The 22,824-nt window shown below is 67.7% G+C and carries 20 protein-coding genes; 8 read left to right on the top strand and 12 right to left on the bottom strand.

Going from position 1 to position 22,824, the window contains the following annotated elements; translation table 11 throughout:
• Window positions 1–3: 3 nt before the first annotated feature.
• A complete protein-coding gene (locus tag Y900_RS13825) occupies window positions 4–639 on the bottom strand; it encodes a TetR/AcrR family transcriptional regulator (protein ID WP_036342553.1) in 636 nt (211 codons plus the stop codon).
• 309 nt (window positions 640–948) lie between these two features.
• Window positions 949–2,349: an aldehyde dehydrogenase family protein gene (locus tag Y900_RS13820; protein ID WP_036342552.1), complete on the bottom strand. Its 1,401-nt coding sequence runs from the start codon at window positions 2,347–2,349 to the stop codon at window positions 949–951.
• Window positions 2,350–2,485: 136 nt separating this feature from the next.
• Here Y900_RS13820 and Y900_RS13815 point away from each other — a divergent pair, with 136 nt between their 5' ends.
• Window positions 2,486–3,046 (top strand): TetR/AcrR family transcriptional regulator, encoded by a 561-nt coding sequence (locus Y900_RS13815; protein WP_036342550.1) that lies wholly within the window; start codon window positions 2,486–2,488, stop codon window positions 3,044–3,046.
• 22 nt (window positions 3,047–3,068) lie between these two features.
• Entirely contained in the window at window positions 3,069–5,222 is a 2,154-nt protein-coding gene (locus Y900_RS13810; RefSeq protein ID WP_036342548.1) for an FUSC family protein, read from the top strand.
• 89 nt (window positions 5,223–5,311) lie between these two features.
• Here the strand turns inward: Y900_RS13810 and Y900_RS13805 are convergent, their stop codons facing one another.
• Window positions 5,312–6,283, bottom strand: coding sequence for a pirin family protein (locus Y900_RS13805; protein ID WP_036346711.1), 972 nt, complete (start codon window positions 6,281–6,283; stop codon window positions 5,312–5,314).
• Window positions 6,284–6,318: 35 nt separating this feature from the next.
• Window positions 6,319–8,013: a phosphoenolpyruvate--protein phosphotransferase gene (gene ptsP, locus Y900_RS13800; protein ID WP_237752555.1), complete on the bottom strand. Its 1,695-nt coding sequence runs from the start codon at window positions 8,011–8,013 to the stop codon at window positions 6,319–6,321.
• A gap of 103 nt (window positions 8,014–8,116) precedes the next feature.
• On the opposite strand from ptsP, the gene Y900_RS13795 reads away from it, so the two are divergent.
• From Y900_RS13795 to Y900_RS13780, 4 genes are read left to right on the top strand one after another with little or no spacing between them, the layout of a single operon-like run.
• Window positions 8,117–8,896 carry a DeoR/GlpR family DNA-binding transcription regulator gene (locus Y900_RS13795; RefSeq protein WP_036342544.1) on the top strand — a complete coding sequence of 260 codons (780 nt, stop codon included), beginning with the start codon at window positions 8,117–8,119 and terminating at the stop codon, window positions 8,894–8,896.
• Entirely contained in the window at window positions 8,893–9,870 is a 978-nt protein-coding gene (gene pfkB / locus Y900_RS13790) for a 1-phosphofructokinase (protein ID WP_036342543.1), read from the top strand. The genes Y900_RS13795 and pfkB overlap by 4 nt, the downstream gene beginning before the upstream one ends.
• 16 nt (window positions 9,871–9,886) lie before the next feature.
• Complete coding sequence (locus Y900_RS13785; RefSeq protein WP_036342541.1) at window positions 9,887–11,881, top strand: PTS fructose transporter subunit IIABC; 1,995 nt, start codon at window positions 9,887–9,889, stop codon at window positions 11,879–11,881.
• A 35-nt stretch (window positions 11,882–11,916) separates the two neighbouring features.
• Window positions 11,917–12,174, top strand: coding sequence for an HPr family phosphocarrier protein (locus Y900_RS13780; RefSeq protein WP_036342539.1), 258 nt, complete (start codon window positions 11,917–11,919; stop codon window positions 12,172–12,174).
• Window positions 12,175–12,297: 123 nt separating this feature from the next.
• Here Y900_RS13780 and Y900_RS13775 read toward each other — a convergent pair whose 3' ends face one another.
• The 3 genes from Y900_RS13775 to Y900_RS13765 form a co-directional block, all read right to left on the bottom strand.
• Window positions 12,298–13,677 (bottom strand): MBL fold metallo-hydrolase, encoded by a 1,380-nt coding sequence (locus tag Y900_RS13775; protein WP_036342537.1) that lies wholly within the window; start codon window positions 13,675–13,677, stop codon window positions 12,298–12,300.
• Window positions 13,678–13,700: 23 nt separating this feature from the next.
• Window positions 13,701–14,576, bottom strand: a complete 876-nt coding sequence (locus Y900_RS13770) for a sulfite exporter TauE/SafE family protein (RefSeq protein ID WP_036342535.1) — start codon at window positions 14,574–14,576, stop codon at window positions 13,701–13,703.
• A 179-nt stretch (window positions 14,577–14,755) separates the two neighbouring features.
• Window positions 14,756–16,471, bottom strand: a complete 1,716-nt coding sequence (locus Y900_RS13765) for a chloride channel protein (RefSeq protein WP_237752554.1) — start codon at window positions 16,469–16,471, stop codon at window positions 14,756–14,758.
• 233 nt (window positions 16,472–16,704) lie between these two features.
• Between Y900_RS13765 and Y900_RS13760 the strand changes: the two genes are divergently transcribed.
• Window positions 16,705–18,153 (top strand): chloride channel protein, encoded by a 1,449-nt coding sequence (locus Y900_RS13760; RefSeq protein WP_036342531.1) that lies wholly within the window; start codon window positions 16,705–16,707, stop codon window positions 18,151–18,153.
• A gap of 102 nt (window positions 18,154–18,255) precedes the next feature.
• On the top strand, window positions 18,256–19,020 hold the full coding sequence (gene aqpZ / locus Y900_RS13755) for an aquaporin Z (protein WP_036342528.1): 765 nt from the start codon (window positions 18,256–18,258) through the stop codon (window positions 19,018–19,020).
• Here aqpZ and Y900_RS13750 read toward each other — a convergent pair.
• The 5 genes from Y900_RS13750 to Y900_RS30910 form a co-directional block, all read right to left on the bottom strand.
• A complete protein-coding gene (locus Y900_RS13750) occupies window positions 19,017–19,568 on the bottom strand; it encodes a Dps family protein (RefSeq protein WP_036342526.1) in 552 nt (183 codons plus the stop codon). The two genes, aqpZ and Y900_RS13750, sit on opposite strands and share 4 nt — an antisense overlap.
• A gap of 80 nt (window positions 19,569–19,648) precedes the next feature.
• On the bottom strand, window positions 19,649–20,572 hold the full coding sequence (locus Y900_RS13745; protein ID WP_237752553.1) for a DNA-3-methyladenine glycosylase family protein: 924 nt from the start codon (window positions 20,570–20,572) through the stop codon (window positions 19,649–19,651).
• 3 nt (window positions 20,573–20,575) lie between these two features.
• Complete coding sequence (locus Y900_RS13740) at window positions 20,576–20,953, bottom strand: DUF427 domain-containing protein (protein ID WP_036342524.1); 378 nt, start codon at window positions 20,951–20,953, stop codon at window positions 20,576–20,578.
• A gap of 77 nt (window positions 20,954–21,030) precedes the next feature.
• The gene (locus Y900_RS13735; protein WP_036342522.1) at window positions 21,031–22,401 is read right to left on the bottom strand and encodes an NAD(P)/FAD-dependent oxidoreductase; all 1,371 of its coding nucleotides are present in this window, start codon (window positions 22,399–22,401) and stop codon (window positions 21,031–21,033) included.
• A 39-nt stretch (window positions 22,402–22,440) separates the two neighbouring features.
• Window positions 22,441–22,800, bottom strand: coding sequence for a cupredoxin domain-containing protein (locus tag Y900_RS30910; RefSeq protein ID WP_036342521.1), 360 nt, complete (start codon window positions 22,798–22,800; stop codon window positions 22,441–22,443).
• Window positions 22,801–22,824 lie beyond the last annotated feature (24 nt).

The raw sequence follows: 22,824 nt of genomic DNA, 5'->3' as shown, positions 1-22,824 counted from the left end.
GGCTCAGGAGACGGTGCGCCAGGCCTGACCGTCGAGGAGCTGCAGGAACTGGTCGGTGATCGCGGTCAGACGATCCTGATCGCCGACGAACCCGGCATAGAAGCCCAGTCCCCACATCACGGCCATCAGCATCTCGGCAGCCGCCTCGATGTCGATGTCCGCACGAACCTCGCCCGATTCGACGGCATCCTTGATGGCCGCCTTCACGTACCCGCGGGTGAACTCCCGCGAATCGTGGTTGGACTCCGCCAACTCCGGATGTCGCTCGGACTCCAACACCGACGTAACCAGGAAGGCCGCCACTGAGCGGTCCTGACCCTGAGCGTGAACGGCCGCCTCGATGAAGACGCGGATCCGCCCCGCGAGGGTGCTCTCCCGTTGCGACTGGTGCACGGCGGACTCGATCACCGAGGCGTTCGTCTGATCGACGACCTCTTGATAGAGCAGCCGTTTGCTGGCGAAGTAATGATTAATCGCAGGTCGGGTCAAGTCGGCCCGGATGGCGATTGCCTGGAAGGTGGCAGCGTCATACCCCAATTCGCTGAACACCTCACGGGCAGCGCGCATGATGCGCTCGCGCGTTTCCGCTGCCTTAGCTGCTGGGGGGCGACCCGGGCCCCGACTGGCTGTATGCGGCACAGTAAAAATTGTGCCACAACTTTGCGCATATTTTTGACGGCGAACGACATTTGCTCAGGTCAACAACATTAGAAATATGTTCATGTTTTGCTTCACCTTCGGAATCCGTTGCCACAGCAGCCGTTCGACTTGCGATCCGCGCCTGACATGCGGGTTCCGGTTCGGTTATCGGACAATGACAGATGCGTCATAATTCGCTACCAAGCAATTCGCACGAATATTCGCTCAATCCGTACAACCGCGCGAAAGTTCGCCGTCGAATGATTGCTGAGCTTTTGTGCGGACTTTGCTGTGGCCGTTTTCAGGGCATCAGAGAACCCTGCGCATTAGCCTGATCGCACGATCAGTATAGGGCGGATACATCAGCTTGAGGTCAAATTTCGTCGGTTTGGCGAGCACGGCGCGTCGGTGGCTCAGTGTCTCGAAGCCCCACTTGCCGTGGTACGCACCCATACCGCTGGCGCCCACCCCGCCGAACGGCAATTGCGGAACCAGGCAGTGCACCGCCACGTGGTTGATCACCGCACCGCCGGACGGCATCCGGTCGACGAGGTCCCGCGCAGCCGACTGCGACTCGGTGAAGACGTACAGCGCCAGCGGCTTGGGCCGGGCGTTGACGAAAGCGACGGCGGCATCCGCCGAATCCACCGAGAGGATCGGCAGGATCGGGCCGAAGATCTCGTCCGACATCACCGGGTCGTCGGCGGGCGGGTCGACGATCACTGTCGGCTCGATCCGCAGGGCCGCGCGGTCGGACCTGCCACCGGTGGCGACGGTGCCGCCGGTCGCGCTGATGAGCGACGCCAGACGGTCGAACTGCCGCTCGTTGACGATGCGCAGCGACGGGTCCTGCTCCTCGGCACGGAACTCAGCGATCGTCGCCACGATCTTGTCGGTCAGCTTCCCGACGATCGTGCGGTCGGCCAGCACGTAGTCCGGGGCGATGCAGGTCTGGCCCGAATTCATCAGCTTGATCCAGGCGATCCGGCGGGCGGCCACGTCCAGGTCGGCGTCGGGGAGCACCACCACCGGGCTCTTGCCGCCCAGTTCGAGGGTCACCGGCGTCAGGGTCGGCGCGGCGGCCGCCATGATCTTGCGACCGATCTCGGTGCCACCGGTGAACAGTGCATGGTCGAAGCCCTGCGCCAGCAGATCCTGGGTGACCGCCGCATCGCCCTCCACCACGCGGATGGCGTCGGAGTCGAGGTACTCCGGCACCAGCCGCGCGATGAGCGCTGAGGTGGCCGGCGCCAGCTCCGACGGCTTGATCACCACGCCGTTACCGGCGGCGACCGCGGCGACCAGCGGCGCCATGCACAGATAGAAGGGGTAGTTCCACGGCCCGATCACCAGGATCACCCCGAGCGGGTCGTACTGCACCCACGCCCGGCCGGGCAGCTGGGCCAGGGGCAGCCTGGACTTCTGCGGCTTCACCCACTTCTTCAGCTGCTTGCGGGCGAACGCGGCTTCCGCCTTGGTCGAGCCGATATCGGCGAGCCAGGCTTCGAACGAGGATCGGCCCAGGTCGCTGGCCAGAGCCTCGGCGATCTCCGGCTCCCGTTCGTCGCACATCCGCTCCACCGCGAGCAACTGCTCGGAGCGCCACGACAAGGAGCGGGTGCGGCCGCTGGTGAATACCCGGCGCACGTCAGCCAGCACGCCCGCGGCGGCGCCTTCGGTCGCGTGGTCACTTGTGATCTGAACGGTCATGCCAACTCCTCGATTCGATCGCGTGAGTCCAGCTTGCCCCAATATCTACCCGCGGTCACAAGCCGCCTGCGCAACTTGGTCACGATCCCGCCCGTCAGCTCTGTCTTGTCGGGGCCAGCGCATTATCGTTTGACCCATGGCAACCGTCGCCAACCGAGAGGCGTACTTCGAGACCGGTCTCGAAGTACTCGCCGACGTCGGTTACGGCGGACTCAAACTGGCCGAGGTGTGCAACCGGCTCGGCGTCACCACCGGCTCGTTCTATCACTATTTCGCCAGCTGGCCGGCCTTCACCCGCGACCTGGTGTCCTACTGGGTGCAGGACCGGACCGTCCGGCTGATCGACGCCATCCGCGAGGTTTCCGACCCGCGCAGCCGCATCGAGGCGATCATCCAGGTCGGGTTGTCCCTGCCGCACCGTGCGGAGGCTGCGATCCGGTCATGGAGTTCCGTCGACCCCCATGTGTTGGCCGTCCAGAGCGAGGTCGACCGGGCGCGGTACAAGATCCTCTACGACTCGGCGATCGAAATCGTCAACGATGTGCGTCAGGCCGAGGTGTACGCGTCCTGGGCCGTCTACGTCTTCATCGGTTACGAACAGGCGATCCTGCCTCGCGAGCCGGGGACATTCGGCTGGATCGCCCGCTACATGCTCGACGCGCTGGATTCGGGCAGTTTCGCCAGCGTGCCCCGGTGACCCAGCGCTCCCCAGTGACAGGGTGTTGACGCCGGCTGTCCTGTGGCGTCGGGCGGTCGACCGGATCCGGACGCGCGACCCCGAGAACGACGGTGCACGACGCGCGGCGCGGGCCGCCATCGTCATCCCGATCGCCGCCGCGGTCAGCTTCGCGGTCGGCGGCGGGTCACAGACGCCGCTGTTCACCATCTTCGGGTCGATCGCGCTGATGATCGTGGTCGACTTCCCGGGCAACATGAACTCCCGGGCGCTGGCCTACGGCGGGTTGGGCTTCAATGGCGCGGTGCTGATAAGCCTGGGCACGCTGGCGGCGCCGATCCCATGGCTGGCGATCCTGCTGACGTTCCTCATCGGGGTGGCCGTGACGTTCTCCGGGGTGCTCAGCGAGATCGTCGCGGCCGGCCAGCGGGCCACCCTGCTGACCTTCGTGCTGCCGGTGTGCACGCCGGTCGGTCCGCTCGGTGAGCGGCTACTCGGCTGGCTGATTGCCCTGGCGATCTGCGTCCCGGCGGCGCTGTTCCTGTTCCCGCCGCGCCATCACGGCGAACTGCGCCGCCACGCCGCTGCGGTCTGCGCGGTGCTGGCCGACCGCATCGAGGGCACCGCGTCGGCCGCCGATGTCACCACCGCGATGGACGCGTTGCGGGCCAACTTCCTCGGCGCCGCCTACCGGCCGGTGGCCCTGACCGCGGGCAGCCGGGCGTTGGTCCGGGTGGTCGACGACCTGCAGTGGCTGTGCGACCGCGTCACCGGCGATACCGGTGCGCTGCTCGGGCCGATCGGCGAGCCGGTGGTGCGAGTGCTGCGCGACTGCGCGCAGGTTCTGCTGATCACCCGCGCGGCGGCGCGGGCCGACGAACGCGCGCTGCTGGCCGCCGCGTTGATCGACCTGCGGACCATCGCGGTCGGGACGTACCGCCAGGACATCGTCGACATCCTCGCCGAACCCGATGACGAGGCTGCCATCGCGCTGGGTCGCACCCTGCTCAACCGGCGAACCGTGGGGGCGGCCACCGGCGTGACCGGGCGGCTCATCGCCAGCGCTGCGGCCGCCGACGCGCGACCGGTGTGGGCGCGCGTCTTGGGCCGTCAGCTGCCTGAGACCGGGATCGCCGACCGGGTGTACTCCGAAACCGAGGCCGTCACGGCCCTGACCGGCGGGCACCTGGCCACCCGGTCGGTGACCGCCCGCAACAGCCTGCGCACCGGGCTCGGGCTGGCGCTGGCTGTGCTCGTCACGTTCGTGTTCCCGGTCCAGCACGGTTTCTGGGTGGTGCTCGGTGCGTTGTCGGTGTTGCGCAGTAGCGCGCTGACCACCGGCACCACCGTCGTGCGTGCGGTGATCGGGACGGTGATCGGGTTCCTCATCGGAGCCGTCGTCATCGAACTGCTCGGCGTGGACCCGATCGTGCTGTGGGTGCTGTTGCCGATGGTCGCCTTCGGGTCGGCCTATGTGCCCGAGATCGGCTCGTTCACCGCTACTCAGGCCGCGTTCACGATGATGGTGCTGATCGTGTTCAACCTGATCGTGCCGAGCGGCTGGGCTGTGGGCCTGATCCGGATCGAGGACGTCGTCGTCGGGGCGTCGGTGGGGGTCGTGGTGTCGCTGCTGCTGTGGCCGCGCGGGATCAAGACCGCTGTCCAGCAGGCCATCGACGCGGCCCGCGCGGTGGGGTCCCGCTATCTGCGGGCAGCAGTCCTGCGGGTCACCCGCGGCGCCTTCGAACAGGCCGAGAACCAGGTGAACGCACTGAGTCACGAGGCGCTGACAGTGTCCCGGACACTGGATGATGCCGTGCGCCAATATCTTTCGGAGAACGGTGGTCCGACGGATTCCCGGGCCCCGGTCGTGCGGGCGTCCAGCCGCGCAGTTCGGTTGCGCGCGGCCGCCGACCTGATCGCCGATATCGTGCCGCCCCCGCTGGCGGTCTATCCGCGGGCACGGGCGGTGCTCGAGGCGCACGCCGCGGCGATCTGCTCGCGCTTCGACGGCAGCGGCGGCACCGGTTTGACCGCACCGATCAGTGATGACCTGGTGCCCGCGTTGCGCGCCGAGGCCGGCAGCGACGGGCTGGCCGTGTCAGCGGCCCTGCCGCTGGTGACCGTCGCGGCCAACCTCGGCGAGCTGGAGCTGACCTATCCGCCGGAGGTGGCTGCCGGACCGATACGCGGCTGAGCTCCCGCAGCCGCACATCGAGTCAGACGTGAGAGCGATTCCTGGACAAAATTCTCGCTCTCAGTTCTGGACTCGACGGCGAAGCCGGCCTACCGGGCCCGGTGCGGCATCAGCGCGCCGGGCGGCACGGTGCCGAATCGGCCTGCGTTGAAGTCCTCGAGCGCCTGGATGACCTCCGACTTGGAGTTCATCACGAACGGCCCGTAGTGGAACACCGGCTCGCGAATCGGCTTGCCACCCAACAAGAGCACCTCCATGGCCGGCCGGTTGGAGTCCTGGGCCACTGCGGCAGCGATCGTGATGCGATCGCCCGGGCCGAGCACCGCGAGCTGCCCCTGCTCGACGGGGTGGCCGATCGGGCCGACGGTACCGCGACCGGAGAGCACGTAGACAAGCGCGTTGTAGTTACGCGGCCAGGGCAGATTCAGCTGCGCGCCGGCTTCGATAGTGGTGTGGGCCAACGTGATCGGCGTGTGCGTCATCCCCGGCCCGGCCCAGCCGTCGACCTCCCCGGCGATGACACGCACCAGCGCCCCGCCGTCGTCGGACGACAGCAGGCGAACGGCCTGACCCTCGATCGACTGGTAGCGCGGCTCGGCGAACTTGTCGGCGCGGGGCAGGTTGACCCACAGCTGGACCCCGTGGAACAGCCCGCCACTCTCGACCAGCTCGGCCGGCGGCGTTTCGATGTGCAGAATGCCCGCACCCGCGGTCATCCACTGGGTGGCGCCGTCGGCGATCAGACCACCGCCGCCGTGTGAGTCCTGATGGGCGAAGCGGCCGTCGATCATGTAGGTGACCGTTTCGAAGCCGCGGTGCGGGTGCCAGTCGGTGCCTTTGGGCTCGCCGGGTGAGTATTCGACCTCACCCATCTGGTCCATGTGAATGAACGGGTCGAGGTCGGCAGCGCTGACGCCGGCGAACGCTCGCACGACGGGAAAGCCCTCGCCTTCGTACCCGCGCGGCCCGGTGGTGATGGACCGGACGGGTCGTTCGGTGTCGGACGGAGCGGCCGCGCCCAGGCGCGGTAGCGACAACGTGTCTGCGGTGACTGCTGGCATGATCGACATAACCGGACCGCAGTCCGATTAATTCCTCATAGGACGTCGAGGGCCGCCGCGCGCGCGTCGGCCGCACTCGCCGTGGTCAACACCGCGGCGGCGGCGTCGCGACATTGCTGCAGCGTGACCGAGGCGAGCTTGGCGCCGACACCGGTCACCGCCGCGGCCGCCGCGGACAGCGACGTGATGCCGAGCCCGGCCAATACGCACGCCAGCAGCGGATCGGCGGCGGCTTCACCGCAGACCCCCACCGGCTTGCCGCGGCTGGCCCCGGCACGGGCGGTCTGGGCGACCAGTGCCAGCACCCCGGGCTGCCACGGATCGGTCAGGGTGGCCAATTCGGCCGACATCCGGTCGGCCGCCATCGTGTACTGGGCGAGGTCATTGGTGCCGATCGACAAGAACTCGACGTGGTCCAGGATGCGCTCGGCCAGCAGCGCGGCGGCCGGCACCTCGATCATCACGCCGGGCACGAGGCCCCGCCGGCGGGCCCGGGCGGCGAACCGCTTGGCCTCCTCCGGGGTCGCGATCATCGGCGCCATCACCCACGGCGCATTACCGGTCTGCTCGGCGGCCAGCGCTATCGCGTCGAGTTGGCGCTCGAGGATGTCGGGCTGGATGGCCTCGATCCGGATGCCCCGAACACCCAGCGCGGGGTTGGCCTCATCGGGATGGCCGACGAACTTCAGCGGCTTGTCCGATCCTGCATCCAGGGTGCGGATGACGACCTTGTGTCCTGCGAACGCGTCGAGCACTTCGCCGTAGATGGCGGCCTGCTCCTCGACGGTCGGCTCGGTGTCGCGGTTGAGAAAACACAGCTCGGTGCGGAACAGGCCGATGCCCTCCGCCGGGGTCTCGCGAGCGGCGCGCGCAGCCGAACCGTCCTGCACGTTGGCCAGGATCGCCACCGGATGGCCGTCGGCGGTGGCACCGGGACCGGTCCAGCCGGCCATCGCGGCGTTCGCGGCCTCGGCAGCTTCGACGGCGGCCGCCGCCTCTGCCGGGTCGGGTGTGACGGCGATGGTGCCGCTGGTGCCGTCGATGAGGACGTGGGTGCCCGCGGCCAGCTCGTCGAGGCCGTGCACCGCAACCACACACGGGATGCCGAGCTGGCGGGCGATGATCGCGGTGTGGCTGGTCGGGCCGCCCAGCGTGGTGGCCAGGCCGACGACCAGCGCGGGATCCAGTCCCGCGGTGTCGGCGGGGGCGAGGTCTTCCGCGCAGAGGATGGCGGGGTGGTCCGGCACCGGCACACCGGGTTCGGGCAGGCCGCTCAGTTCGGCGATCACCCGATCGCGGATGTCGCGTAGGTCGGTGACGCGCTCGGCCATCAGGCCGCCCATCTTGGTGAACAGGTCGACGAACTGGGCCACGGCCTCGGCGGTGGCGCGCACCGCAGGCGTGCCCTCCTTGATGCGTTTTTCCGCCGCACCCAGCCAGGCTCGGTCTTGCGCGAGCATGGCGGTGGCGGCCAGCACCTCCGAGGCGGCGCCTGTCGCCAGAGCGGCGCGTCCGCGCAATCGGTCGGCAACGGCGGACGCGGCGGCGGTGAACCGGGAGGCCTCGGAGTCTCGCTGTTCTTCACCGATCTGTTCGCCGGAGTCGAGTTCCTCGATGGCAGGCGGCCGGCCGGGCCGGATGACCGGTGCATAGCGAACACCGGGGACAACCGGAACGCCGCGCAGCACCTGTCCGGCACCGAGTGAGGTGGGCGTGGAGGAGACGGTCATGTGAACTACGTTACAACAATTCATTGACAAGTCAACACGATCGGGAGTAAAACAACACATATCAACATTCAATACGGCGCTTAGCCCACACAAACGGAGAATCGTGTACCCGGAGGAACGTCAGCAGGCGATCGCGGACCGAGTGCTGTCCCAGGGACGGGTGTCGGTCGCGGAGCTCGCGCAGGCCTACGACGTCACCACCGAGACCGTCCGGCGGGATCTGGCCGCGCTCGACAGGGCCGGTGTGCTGCGACGCGTGCACGGCGGCGCGGTCCCGGTGCGGGCACTGCACGTGGTGGAGCCCGGGGTCGACGAGCGGGAGACCACCCGCGCCGACCACAAGGAAGCCATCGCCAGGGCCGCCGCCGATTTCCTTCCGCTGTCGGGCGCCACCGTGCTGTTCGACGCAGGCACCACCACCGCCCGGGTCGCTGCGATGCTGCCGCCCGATCGAGAGCTGGTGGTGGTGACCAATTCCGTACCGATCGCCGCGCGGCTGGCCGGCATGCCGTCGGTGAACCTGCAGCTGCTGGGCGGGCGGGTCCGGGGTCTGACCCAGGCTGCCGTCGGGGAACCGGTTCTGCGCGCCCTCGACACCCTGCGGGTGGACATCGCATTCATCGGCGCGAACGGGGTCACCGTGCGTCACGGCCTATCCACCCCCGACAGCGAGGAAGCCGCGGTCAAACGCGCAATGGTGCGCTGCGCCAACTACGTCGTGGTGCTGGCCGATTCGTCGAAGATCGGCCGGGAGGAGTTCGTCAGCTTTGCCTCGATCGACCACGTCGACGCGCTCATCACCGATCCGGAGATCAGCGCCGCCGATCGTGCCGCACTGACCGAGCAGGGCGTCGAAGTCGTCCTGGCAGGAGGGGAATCATGATCGTCACCGTCACGCCCAACCCGAGTATCGACCGGACGGTGACGCTGCCGACGACCCTCGTCCGCGGCGCCGTGCACCGCGTGCAATCGGTGACCACGGAACCCGGCGGCAAGGGCGTCAATGTCGCGCGGGCACTGACACTGGCCGGGCTCGACACCCTCGCCGTGCTGCCCGCCGCCCGGCACGACCCCCTCGTCACAGCGCTGCTGTCGTGCGCTGTGCCGTTCCACGCAGTGCCCATCGACGGTGCGGTCCGCACCAACCTCGCGATCACCGAATCAGACGGCACCACAACCAAAATCAACGAGCCGGGCGCGGTGATCGACGAGATCACGCTCGCAGCGCTGACTCAGGCGATCCTGGATCACGCCGCCCGCGCGCGGTGGGTGGTGCTGTCGGGATCGCTGCCGCCCGGTGTACCCGACGACTGGTACGCCGACGTGGTCGCCCAATTGCAGCCCTACGACTGCAAAGTCGCGGTGGACACCTCCGACGCGCCGCTGGCTGCGCTGGCCGCCGCCTTCGGTACCGCCGCCCCCGACGTGATCAAGCCGAACTCCGAAGAGCTGGCCAGCCTGACTGGTGTCGATGCCCAGACCCTGGAAGATGCTCTGGCCCAGGGTGATCCGGACCCGGTCGTGGCCGCTGCCCAGCAGTTGATCGACCGCGGCGCCAAGACCGTGCTCGCCACGCTGGGCGCCGCAGGTGCGCTGCTGGTGAACGACACCGGCAGCTGGCTGGCCAGCCCACCGCCGATCACACCCAGGAGCACCGTCGGCGCCGGTGACTCCTCCCTCGCCGGTTACGTCCGCGCCGACGTCGGCGGTGCCGAGGCGCCGGGCCGGCTGCAGATGGCAGTTGCCTACGGCAGTGCCGCTGCGGCACTTCCCGGTTCGGCACTGCCGTCGCCGGCCCAGATCGACCTCGACGAGGTGGCGGTCACCTCGATATCGCCCTACTCCACGCGCTCCTAGACACCGAAAGGCCACCATGACGAACTCCACGATCATCAGCACCGAGTTGGTGCTGCTCGACGTCGACGCCGGCCCGGACAAGGAGTCGGTGATCGGCCGGCTCGCGAACCGGCTTGCCGATACCGGCCGTGTCAACGACGGCGCGGCGCTGCAGGCAGCGGCGATGGCGCGCGAGGCGCAATCGGCCACCGGCCTTCCCGGCGGTATCGCGATCCCGCACTGCCGGTCCGCCGCGGTGACCTCACCGTCGATCGGGTTCGCCAGGCTGGCGCCGAAAGTCGACTTCGGTGCGCCCGACGGTCCCGCGGATCTGGTGTTCCTGATCGCCGCGCCGGACGGTGCCGGCGCCGAGCACATGAAGCTGCTGTCCAGCCTGGCACGTGCGCTGGTTCGCCCCGACTTCGTGCAGTCGCTGCGGGACGCGAAGTCTGCCGACGACGTGGTGGGACTGGTCGACGGGGTGGTCAACCCCGACAACGCCAAGCCGGCGCCCGCGCCGGCCGCTACAGCCCCTGCCGCGCAGTCGAAGTCGATCATCGCCATCACCGCATGCCCGACCGGAATCGCCCACACCTACATGGCCGCCGACGCCCTCAAGCTTGCCGCCGAACGCGCGGGGGTGAACCTCACCGTGGAGACCCAGGGCTCCTCGGGCAGCACCCCGGTGAGTGCGCAGACCATCAGCGCCGCCGACGCCGTCATCTTCGCCACCGACGTCGGCGTCAAGGACCGGCAGCGGTTCGCCGGCAAGCCGGTGATCGCCTCCGGCGTCAAGCGGGCCATCAACGAACCCGACACGATGATCGCGGAAGCTGTTGCCGCCGCGGATAACCCGAAGGCCGCACGAGTCGAGGGCAGCGCAGCCGCCGCGAGCGGCGATGCACCCGCCGGCGGGGTCGGCTGGGGCACCCGGATCCGGCAGATCCTGCTGACCGGCGTCAGCTACATGATCCCGTTCGTCGCCGCCGGCGGTCTGCTGATCGCGCTGGGATTCCTGTTCGCCGGCTACGACATCGCCAACACCCCGCACGGCGCCACCAAGTCGCTGGGCAACCTGATCGCCACCACCAACTCGCTGACCAACCTGCCCAGCGGGGGCTTCACCCAGTACCTCGGTGCGGTGTTGTTCACCCTGGGCGGTCTGGCGTTCAGCTTCCTGGTCCCCGCCCTGGCCGGGTATATCTCGTTCGCCATCGCCGACCGGCCTGGTCTCGCACCCGGATTCACCGCGGGCGCGGTCGCGGTGTTCGTCGGCGGCGGCTTCATCGGCGGCATCGTCGGCGGCCTGATCGCCGGCTTCGCGGCACTGTGGATCAGCAAGGTGAACGTGCCGCAGTGGGCACGCGGTCTGATGCCGGTAGTGATCATTCCGCTGGGCGCATCGCTGGTGGTCGGCCTGCTGATGTTCCTGCTGTTGGGCCGCCCGCTGGCCGCGATCACCTCGGGGCTGACCAACTGGCTCAATGGCCTCACCGGGGCCTCGGTGATTCTGCTCGGGGTGATCCTCGGCCTGATGATGTGCTTCGATCTCGGCGGCCCGGTCAACAAGGCGGCGTACGCCTTCGCCACCGCCGGGCTCAACGTCGCCGATCCGGCGTCGCTGCGCATCATGGCCGCGGTGATGGCCGCCGGTATGGTGCCGCCGCTGGCGATGGCGCTGGCCACCACAATCCGGCCGGGTCTGTTCAGCGAGCCCGAGCGCGAGAATGGCCGTGCCGCTTGGCTGTTGGGCGCCTCGTTCATCTCCGAGGGCGCCATCCCGTTCGCCGCAGCCGATCCGCTGCGGGTCATCCCGTCGATGATGGCCGGCGGCGCCGTCACCGGCGCGCTGGTCATGGCCTTCGATGTGACCCTGAAGGCACCTCACGGCGGTATCTTCGTGTTCTTCGCGATCGGCAACCTGGTGTGGTTCCTGGTCGCGCTGGCCGCGGGCACCGCTGTCGGCGGGGTCGCCGTCGTCGCCGCCAAGCAGTTCATCCGTAAGGCGACCGCCGCTCCGGCGATCGCCTAGTCAACGAAGTACGACAAACGAAACAAAGGAGTCTCATGCACACCAAGACCGTCATCGTCGGCTCGGCGATCGGATTGCACGCCCGCCCCGCAGCGATCATCTCGGAAGCCGCTGTCAACGCCGGAGTTCCGGTGACGTTGGCGGTGGACGGCGGCGAGCCGGTGGACGCCGGTTCGGCACTGATGATCATGACCCTGGGCGCAGGCAACGGCGCACAGGTGACCGTCGCCTCCGAGGACGAAGCCGCCTGCAAGGCGATCGCCGAGCTGGTGCAGCAAGACCTCGACGCCTGATCCGGCTGCGGTCAGACAGGGCCTTTCATGCCGACCTGATGCTTAGCCGTGACGGATGTCGAATTCCCTTTCGCTTCAGACGTTCTGAACGTCAGGCTTTCTGAACATCAGGCTTTCTGAACGTCATGCTTTCTGTACGACGTCGTCCCACGCGGTGTAGCCGCCGAGCAGATCACTGACGTCATCGAATCCGCGGTTGCGGAGCAGGCTGGCCGCGACCGAGGACCGATAGCCGCCGGCGCAATACACGACGGTGGGCTTGTGGGGGTTGAGCTCGCCCACCCGGTCGGGCAGCTGGCCCACCGGGATGTTGACCGCGCCACTCACCATGCCGGCGGCCGCTTCGCCCGGATTGCGGACGTCGACCAGTTGCAGCTCCGGCACCTCGGCGATGCGATCCCCGAGTCCACTGGCAGTCAGCCGGGACGCCACCTCGACGTCGTCGCGATGGGTGAACATCACCTCGTACGGCGCGGCGAGGTAGCCGATGACCCGGTCGAAACCGATTCGGGCCAAGCGGTTTTTCCCTTCCAGCTCCTGACCCGGCTCCGTCATCAACACGATGTCGTTGTCGGGTTTGACCACCGAGCCGGCGAATTCGGCGTAGCGGCCGTCCAATCCGATGTTGACGGCGCCGCGCAGGTGACCCAGCGCGAACTCCTCGGGCGCACGTCCGTCGACCAGAACCGCTCCGCCCGCCACTGCCGCACGCACCTCGGCATACGTCATCGAGCGCGGTGGCTTTGTCTCGTCCAGCAGGTCGCGATCCTTGCGGTTGAGGATGGCGTCGTAGACGAAGTAGCCCGGCGCTGGTGGTTGGTTCGCGGTGACGAGGTCCATGAAGGTCGCCTTGTCGGGCGCTCGCAGCGCGTAGTTCGTCATCCGCTGCTCACCCATGGTCGACCAGAGATCGGTCGAAAGATTCTTACCGCATGCCGATCCCGCCCCGTGCGCCGGATAGACCCGGGTGGAATCTGGCAGCGTCATCAACTTGTCGTGCAGCGAGTCGTACAGCTTGTCGGCAAGTTCCTCACGGCTGAATCCGATGGACGCCAGCAGGTCGGGACGACCCACATCGCCGATGAACAAGGTGTCGCCGGTCAGCACGCCGTAGGGCTCGGTGTCGCCGGAATGCTCGTAGACCACGATGCTCAACGACTCGGGGGTATGCCCCGGGGTGTGCCGAAACTCCAACTGCACCTCGCCCAGGGAGTAGCGCTCGCCGTCAGCGACGCCCATGAAGTCGAATTCCGCTTCCGCGACCGAGGAGTAGACGATCTTGGCACCGGTGGCCTTGGCCAATTCCAGGTGGCCGGACAGGAAGTCGGCATGGAAGTGCGTCTCGATGACGAGTTCGATTCGCATGCCGAGTTCTTCGGCGTCGGAGAGATACTCGGACACATCGCGCTGTGGATCGACGACGACGGCACGGCCCGTGGATTCGTCACCGATCAGGTAAGACGCATGCGACAGGCAGTCCAGGTAGTACTGAATGAATTTCATTGCGGTTCCTTTCTCCGGGACGATCAGCTTGAGCCGGCCGCAGCCGTGGTTCGGGCCAGCAGGCCGTGCAGGGGGCACGCGGCAATGTGGTTGCACGCGAACATGAATGCGGGTACAACACCGGTGAGCGCGACGCCGACGTAGCCGACGATCGGATCGAGCTGTTGGCCAAGGATGACCGAGGCCATGATCAGGACGAACCAGCCGAATGCCTTGCGCAGTACCTCGGGGTTGACCTTCGCGGCGAACCTCGAACCGATCAGTGCGCCGACGACGGCGGCGGCGGTCACCATGAGTGCCGTGGCCCAGTCGATCTGCACGACCGACAGGTAGCCGGCCAGACCGGCGAATGAGTTCATCGCGATGACCGCGAGCGACGTTCCCACGGCGGCAGGCATCGCCAGCCCGCCGAGCAGCACCAGCGCCGGAACCACCAGGAATCCGCCCCCGGCACCGACGGTTCCTGTGACCAGACCCAGACCGAGGCCCAGGGCGGCGGTCTTGGCGAGCAGTGCAGCGCCGGTATGCGCAGTGGCGGTCGGCGTTCTGCGACCGCGCAGCATCGCGATCGCGGTGACCACCATGATCACCGCGAACGCCACAAGCAGCGCGTCACCGGAGATGAACCGGGTCAGTTGCCCCCCGCTGTAGGCACCCACCATGGACGTCGAGCCGAACAGCAGGGCGGTTCGCCACTGCACCCGCCCGGCGCGGGCATGTGAGATCGCTCCCACGGCACTGGTCACGCCGACCACCAGCAGTGACGTCGCGATGGCGTGCTTGGCGTCCATGCCGGCCACGTAGGCCAGTAGCGGCACCGTGAGGATCGAACCGCCGCCTCCGAGCAGCCCCAGAGAGATGCCGACCGCAACCGCCAGTGCCACCGTCAACGCCACCATCGCATTCACCGGCCCTTCCGAAGTTATACCAGGGGGGGTATCCCGCTATCCACGGTATATACCCCTACCGGTATATGCAAGAGCGCTACGTCACACCGCGGGCAGGCTCGGATTCATCAGGTGAGTAGAAGTCGATCAGCAGCAGCGCTGCGCACGGCCCCGGGCGGGCCTGACCCGGTTTACGGGTGCAGCCGGGCGAGCACCGCCTCATAGGTGACCCATCCGACAAGGCAGGTTCGGTCCGGGTCCAGCACGGGCAGACCACTGCCTCCTCGACCCTTGAGCGCATCGAGGATACGGCGGACATCGGCGTCAGAAGCTATGGCGGCCACCGGCTTGACCAAGTCCGACACCGTGGTGGGGGCATCCGCCTCATCAAGCGCCTCGGCCACGTCCTGGGCGGTGACACATCCGGCGTACTGCCCGTCGTTGGTCACCACGGGCAACATGCCGAACGTCGTCTGCGACAGCGCCTTGGCGGCGGCGGTCATCGAACTGTCCACCGCCAGCGGCTCGGGCGCGGGAACAGCGAGATCCGCCGCACGCAGGTCGGGCAGTTCGGCCGGCGGCTTGTCGAGATCGACGCCCCGACGCCACAGCTTGGCCGTGTAGATGGTGTCCTTCGACAGCAGATGTGCTGTGCCGGCAGCCATTACCACCGCTGCCATCAGCGGCAGGATGATCGAGTACTCGCCGGTGAGTTCGAACAGGATCACGACAGCGGTGATCGGCGCTCGTGTCGCGCCGGCCAGGGCTGCGCCCATCCCGATCAAGCCGTATGCCCCCGCGCTTTCGGTGAGCGTTGGAAAAAGGCTATGGGCCACTGTGCCGAACGCTGTGCCCGCCATGGCGCCGACGAAGAGGGTCGGCGCGAAAACTCCGCCGGAGCCGCCGATCCCGATGGTGAGGCTGGTCGCGAACATCTTGCCCACCATGAGGAGCAGCAACATACCGATGACATACCGGCCTTCGACCGCGTTCTCCAGGACTGGATAGCCGACGCCATACATCTGAGGCAGAGCCAGCAGAACGCCGCCGAGGAGCAGCCCACCGACCGCGGGTCTGGCCCATTCCGGCCCACGCCACAACCAGTCGCACAGGTCTTCCACGCGGTAGAGGATCTTCGAGAACGCCACTCCGACCACGCCGACCGCTACGCCGAGCGCCGCATAAAGGAAGTATTCGGACACGCTGTGCACGGCGAACGACGGCAGCGAGAGAAACGGCTGGTTGCCCAGCATGGCCCGACCCACGACATCAGCGGTGACACTCGACAGCACGACCGCGCCGAACGACTGGGCGGCGAAGTCCCGAAGGATGAGTTCCATGGCGAAGAACGGACCGGCCAGCGGCGCGTTGAAGGTTGCCGAGATTCCGGCCGCGGCCCCGCAAGCGACCAGAAGCCGGACCCGTGGGGTGTCGAGCCGAAGGATCTGGGCGATCGTGGAGCCGGCCGCCGAGCCGATCTGCACGATCGGCCCTTCCCGACCGACCGACCCACCGCCGCCGATGCACAACGCCGAGGCCAGCGCCTTGACCAGGCTGACCTGCGGCGCAATGCGGCCACCCTTGTGGCTGACGGCATACATCACTTCGGGCACCCCGTGCCCACGCGCCTCCGGTGCAAACTTGTGCACGATGGGGCCATAGATCGCCCCCGCGATCACGGGGGTCAGGAGCAGGAACCAGATACCCAGACCCGGCCAATGCGCACTCGGTATCCGCCCCAGTCCGGAATAGTCGTCGTAACCGGTGAACATCCTGGTGAAAAAGGTGATCAGGTACCTGAACCCAACCGCACCCAGACCCGTTACCGCGCCGACGGCTACCGCAAGGGCCACCAGCGCCGACGGACTGTCGCGCAGCCAGCCGACCACCACGTTGCGACTAGCCATCGGGATTCTTCGCGGCATTCCGAGTCCATCAGGCACTCATGCAGTATGGAATAGTTGCACACTGCTTCCTAATCGAGCTGTCGCCGCGACGCTCGGCCTGAACGGGCCGGTCAATCGCAAATGGCTCCCCGACAAGGACGTGGTGCGATCGATATCCATTGATCTGCAATGTGATTCGTGAGATCGCGGCTGGATTCGCGTCAGCGGTCCACTAAGCCTGCTAGCCTCACACCATGCCGCGGCCGCGTCAGAATCGTGACGTCGAACCGGGCGGACCGTTGGGCGCTTTCATTCGCCGGTCCGGCTATCTACGGAAATGGTTGATCCTCGGCATCTCTATCGGCGTCATCGCCGGACTGGGAGCCGTCACCTTCTATCTCGCGCTCGACTACACCGGCCAATTTCTGCTCGGTTATGTCGGCGGCTATCAGATCCCCAAGCCGGTCGGCGACGGCGGCCAGCCGGGATCACCCGGCTTCGTCCGTCCTTGGGCCATACCGCTGGTGACCTTCGGCGGCGCGCTGGTTTCGGCGTGGATCGTGGCCAGATTCGCCCCTGAAGCCGAGGGCCACGGAACAGATTCTGCAATCGAGGCGGTCCACACCGACCCTCGGACGATCAGGGGCCGGACGATCGTGGTGAAGACGATCGCCAGCGCGTTGACGATCGGTTCTGGAGGTTCCGGCGGGCGGGAAGGACCCGCCGCACAAATCTCGGCCGGCTTCGGCTCGCTGATGACGCGTTGGCTCAACCTCAGCGATGACGACGGACGGATCGCCGTATCGCTCGGCATCGGATCGGGGATCGGCGCGATCTTCGGGGCGCCACTCGGAGGCGCCGTACTCGCAGCCTCGATCGTCTATCGCGAGGACTTCGACTACAAGGTTCTGGTCCCGGGATTCATCACCTCGGCCACTGCATTCTCCGTGTTCGGATCGATCCTCGGATTCGAGCCGCTGTTCGGCTACGTGGCCTCCGACTTCCGATTCCATCAACCGGCGATCCTCATCTGGTTCGTCGTACTGGGCATCGTCGCCGCGGCGTTCGGATACCTCTACGCACGAATCTTCTACGGCACCGTCTCGGTGACCGCCAAGCTACCGGGCAACAAGGTCATAAAGCCGGCGGTCGGCGGACTCCTCGTCGGGCTCCTCGCACTCGCCATCCCGCAGGTACTTGCAAGCGGATACGGATGGGCGCAAAAAGCCTCCGACACAAGCACTCTGCTGTCCATCCCGCTGTGGATCGTGCTGTTGCTTCCGCTCGCCAAGATCATCGCAACGTCGTTGTCGATCGGCACCGGCGGTTCCGGAGGCATCTTCGGCCCCGGTGTCGTGATCGGCGCATTCGTCGGCGCCGCGATCTGGCGGCTCGGGCACGACATCGGGCTGCCGGGCCTACCCGCCAGCCCCGGTCTCTTTGTGGTGGTCGGCATGATGGCGTGCTTCGGAAGCGTCGCTCACGCACCACTTGCCGTGATGATCATGGTCGCGGAAATGACCGGTTCCTTCTCGGTCATACCGTGCGCCCTCGTCGCGGTCGGGATCGCTTACCTCCTCATCTCACGCACGCCGGTATCGATCTACAAGGCACAGCGACTCAATCGAGACAGCGCCGGCGCCCAGCGGGTGGCCGATTCGGCGCACGAGGTGCCTCGGCCGCGCGACGACTTCACCGGCTAGCAGGTCACCGTCTCAACACGATTCAGCAAAGTTCGATGCTTTCGTGGGCTGCGCCCTGCGATCATCAAGGAGATGGACCCGACCGACAAGAAGGGTTAACCAGTGAGAGCTCCAACGATGGCGCACCGGCTGGCCGCAGAATTCATCGGCACATTCGTGTTGGTTTTCGGAGGTTGCGGAGCAGCGGTATTCGCCGCGGACCCCGCTGAAGACAATTCCGTCGGCATCGGATTCCTCGGCGTTTCGCTGGCTTTCGGCCTCACCGTGCTGGTGGGCGTCTATGCGTTCGGAACGATTTCGGGTGGCCACTTCAACCCGGCAGTCACGTTCGGCGCGGCCCTGGCACGGCGCGTCGAGTGGAAGGCGCTACCGGCGTACTGGGCGGTGCAGGTTGTCGGTGGCCTGGCCGCCGGCGCGGTGATCTACTGGATCGCCAAGGGCAGAGCCGGTTTCACGCCGACCGGCCACATGGCCGCCAACGGATTCGGTGAGCATTCACCGTTCCACTACTCGCTGGCCGCGGTAGTGATCGCCGAGGCGCTTCTGACCTTCCTGTTCCTGCTGGTGATCCTGGGCGCCACCGACGACCGGGCACCAAAAGGCTTCGCGGGTTTGGCAATCGGCTTGATGCTGACGCTCATCCACCTGATCTCGATCCCGATCTCGAACACGTCGGTGAACCCGGCCCGCTCGATGGGTGTCGCGTTCTTCAACGGCAACGGCGCACCTGCCCAGCTCTGGGTGTTCTGGCTGGCGCCGCTCGCCGGCGCGGCCCTGGCGGGTGCGCTCTACCCGCTGCTGTTCGGCCGCGCCGAGGAGCTTGCGGACCGTCCGGTCCGCGACGACGCGCTGGAGTCGAAGGCCTAGCTTTTCGCCTTCGCAGCCTTGGCCGCGCCCTTCTCCGTCGACTTGCCCTCGTGGGACAAAGTGCCCCCGGCATTTTCGAGGTGGGCTCGCACGAACCACTGGAATTTCTCCAGTTCGGCGGCGTGGCCGATGAGGATGTCTTGGGTAACCGGGTCGAGTTCCTCGGTTGCCTCGATGTTGTTGCGCAGGTCCTCGATGACGCCGTCGTACACCAGATCGACTGCGGCCAGGTGGGCCTGCACGGTGTCGCGCCCGACGCTGTAGTCGTCCCATGTGCGGTCCTTGAGGATCGCACCCGGGGTGCCCTGCGGCGACGCGCCCAGAGTCGCGATCCGTTCGGCGACTTCGTCGGCATAGCCACGCACCAGATCGACCTGCGGGTCGATCATCTCGTGCACGCCGATGAAGTTGGGGCCGACCACATTCCAGTGCACATGCTTCAGCGTGAGGTGTAGGTCGTTGTAGGTGCTCAACTGCTTCTGCAGGAGATCGGTCACCTTACGAGCCTTGGCTTCGGTCATTCCGGGGACGGTGAACTTGGCACGCATCACTGGCTCCTTTCGCGCGCTGGCTTCTCGTCCGCCACATACCCGGGTTGCCGTGGTGGTAACCGGATGTAAGAGCTGCGTCACAAATTACTGATGTGCTGCACCGGCAGCCGTGCGCCGAACCGCGGCTTGTACGCAAGCCGGCTGGCTTCGAGCAACCGGATCGCGCGGTACCGCTGCGGACGTTCCGGCTCCAGCAACTCCACCATGCCTGCGTCGTCGACGGGGGTGCCGATCAGCGTCCAGCCGACCATCTTCGAAATGTGGTAGTCCCCGATCGACAGCGCATCGGTGTCACCGAAAGCGCGTTGCGCGGTTTCGGCCGCCGTCCAGACCCCAACGCCCGGCAGCGTGGTGAGCGCGTCGCGGGCCGCGGTCGTGGGCCGGCCCGACAACCGTTCCAGCGCGTCCGCGCGCTGTGCGCATCCGATGATGGTGCGGGCGCGGCCTGGATCGACGTTGGCGCGGTGGAACTCCCACGACGGGATGCGCCGCCAGACGTCAGCGGCCGGCGGCACCCGCATCCGTGCAGGCGCGGGGCCCGGCGCGGGGCTGCCGAACTTGGTGACCAGCAGCCGCCAGGCCCGAAATGCGTCGGCGCCCGGCACGCGTTGCTCGATCACCGCGGGGATCAACGCCTCGAGCACCCGTGCGGTGCGGCCGAGGCGCAGATGGGGCACCCGCTTGACGGCGGCCTGGATGACCGGGTGCCGCGGGCGGTAGCCGCCAGGGTCGTCGTCGACGCCCAGCAGAGCGGGCAGCGCCTCGATGAACTCGTCGGCGCCGTCACCCCACGCCCGGCACCCGACCGTGTCGGGAGCGGTGCGATAGATCCGGGCTGTCACCGGCCCGCTGGCTTGCAGGCTCGTGCGCCAGATCGCTCGCTCGGCGTCGAGCTGGTAGCACGGATCACCGGGCCCGCGGCGTTGCGGCGCCAGCGTCAAACCCGGGCTGGCCGGCCCGGGGAAAGTCAGGATGCGCTCCCGCACCGAGTCCGGGGGCACCTGTCAGTCCGGCGCGACGCTGATGTCGGCCTTGTTCGGGTAGAACGCGATGTGTCCCGCGATCGCGGCGACCGCCGGGTAGGGCTCCTTGTAGGTCCAGATCGCGTCCTCGACCGTCACGTCCCCCGCGGTGACGCTGTAGTAGCTGGCCTCGCCCTTATACGGGCAGTAGGTGCGAGTGTCGGTGCAGGCCAGTACCGCCGGGTCGACATCGCCGAGCGGGATGTACTGCACCACGGGATAGGTGGATTCGGCCAGACCGAGCGCGGCGCGGGTGTCGGCGACGAGTTCGCCGTTGACCCGGACCTGCACCCGGCCGGCGGTCGGGCTGATCGTGATCGGGTGATCGGCGGTCGGCTGCTTGATCTCACGTGTGCTCATCGGTGTCTCCTCCGGAGTCGGCGTAGTTGGTGCAACACCGCCGTGCACTCACGATTCCCACGTTAGATCGCGTGGCGTCAGGGCCGCCGGGCGATCGCATCCGCGATCACGGCGATCGGCGAGGTCGACGGCCGCCCGCCGTCTTCGTGCCGGTCGGCCAGCTTGTAGGCGGTGTACATGCCACGTACCCCGAGCCAGCGAAACGGCTCGGGCTCCCAGGTGGCCGAGTGGTGACCGACCCAGGGCAGCGCGGTCAACGGAGTGGACCGTTTGAGCACCAGGTCGGTCAGCGTCCGGCCGGCCAGGTTGGTCGCCGTCACACCGTGGCCGACGTAGCCGCCCGCCTCGCCGAGCCCGGTGGCCGGATCGAGGCTGACTCCGGCTGACCAGTCCCGGGGGACGCCCAGCACGCCGCACCAGCCGTGGGCGATCGGCACCCCGCGGGTCTGCGACAGCGCGGTGTTGAGCACCCCGGTGAGGTAGGCGATGGTGACCGCGCCGACCGCACCGTCGTTGTCGATACGGGAGGCGTAGCGATACGGCACCGCCCGGCCGCCGATCGCGATCCGATTGTCGGCGGTGCGCTGAGCGTAGAAGAACCCGTGCGCCAGATCGCCCAGCGTTTCCCGGCCCGCCCAGCCGATAGTCGCCCAGAGGTCGTCGGACATCGGCTCGGTCGCGATCATCGCGCTGTTCATCGGCAGCCAGCGCCGCCGCAATCCGCGCATCCGGGCGGTGAAGCCCTCGGTGGCCCGCAGCACGATCGGCGCGCGCACCACGCCGCGCGGGGTTTCCGCGCGGCCCGGGCTGATCGCGCTCACCGGGGTCTGTTCATGGATCGTGACACCGAGGCGCTCCACGACGTCGGCGAGGCCGCGGGCCAGCTTGGCCGGCTGGATACGGGCGCAGTGCGGGTTGAACATCCCGAGCACCAGGCCGTCCACCCTGATCCGCTCGGCTGCTTCGGCGGCGGTCAGCAGTTCGATGCCGTCGGTGCCCCACTCGCGGTCCTCGTCGGCCGCGGCGCGCAGTCGGCGGGCCTGCGAGGGGTTTCGGGCCACCTCGAGATTGCCGCCCTTGACGATGTCGGCCTCGATGCCTTCGAGGGATGCCACCTCGATCACCTCGTCGACGGCGGCATTGAGGGTCTGCTGCCAGGCGACGACGTTGGAGCGGCCGTACTTCTTGGCCAGCAGCCCGCGGTGGCCGGGTGCCAGGCCGGACAGCCAGCCGCCGTTGCGCCCGGAGGCGCCGAACCCGGCGAACCGGGCCTCCAACACCACGATCCGCAGCGAGGGGTCGGCTTTCTTCAGGTAGTAGGCGGTCCACAGCCCCGTGTAGCCCGCACCGACGATGCAGACGTCGGCGTCGCGGTCACCGGGTAGGGCGGGACGCGGCGGGGGAAGCTCGGTGAACCAGTGCGACACGGCGCCGTTGATTGTGGCCATGGCAAGAATCTAGCGGCACGCCATGACCGTTGACCGCCCTCACTGAACGACGAGTTGTCCGTGCATCGCCGGGTGATAGGTGCAGTGGTAGGGGTAGGTTCCCGGCGTGCTGGGCGCGGTGAAGGTGGCCGTCCCCTTCTCGCCGACCTCGACGTTGAAGCCGGAGCCGGAGTCGGCGGTGACGGTGTGCTCTACGCCGTCGGCATTGGTGACCGTGACGGTGGCGCCGGGCGAAACCGGGCCGGGCGAGCTGAATTTCATGTCGGCGATGCTGATCGTCGGGCCGGCCGCGGGCGGAGCGGACGACGGTGAGGCTGTGGTTCCCGCCGAGCACGCCGCCACCAGGAGAACAGCAGCGAATGCGATGGCGACGGACAAGGCGAAGATGCGTGGCGTCATACGCGGGACACGTATTCGCCCGCG

Source organism: Mycolicibacterium aromaticivorans JS19b1 = JCM 16368 (genome assembly GCF_000559085.1).
Classification (GTDB): Bacteria; Actinomycetota; Actinomycetes; order Mycobacteriales; family Mycobacteriaceae; genus Mycobacterium; species Mycobacterium aromaticivorans.
The sequence above is the reverse complement of the archived record's forward strand: the minus strand, read 5'-3'. Positions and strand labels throughout refer to the sequence as shown.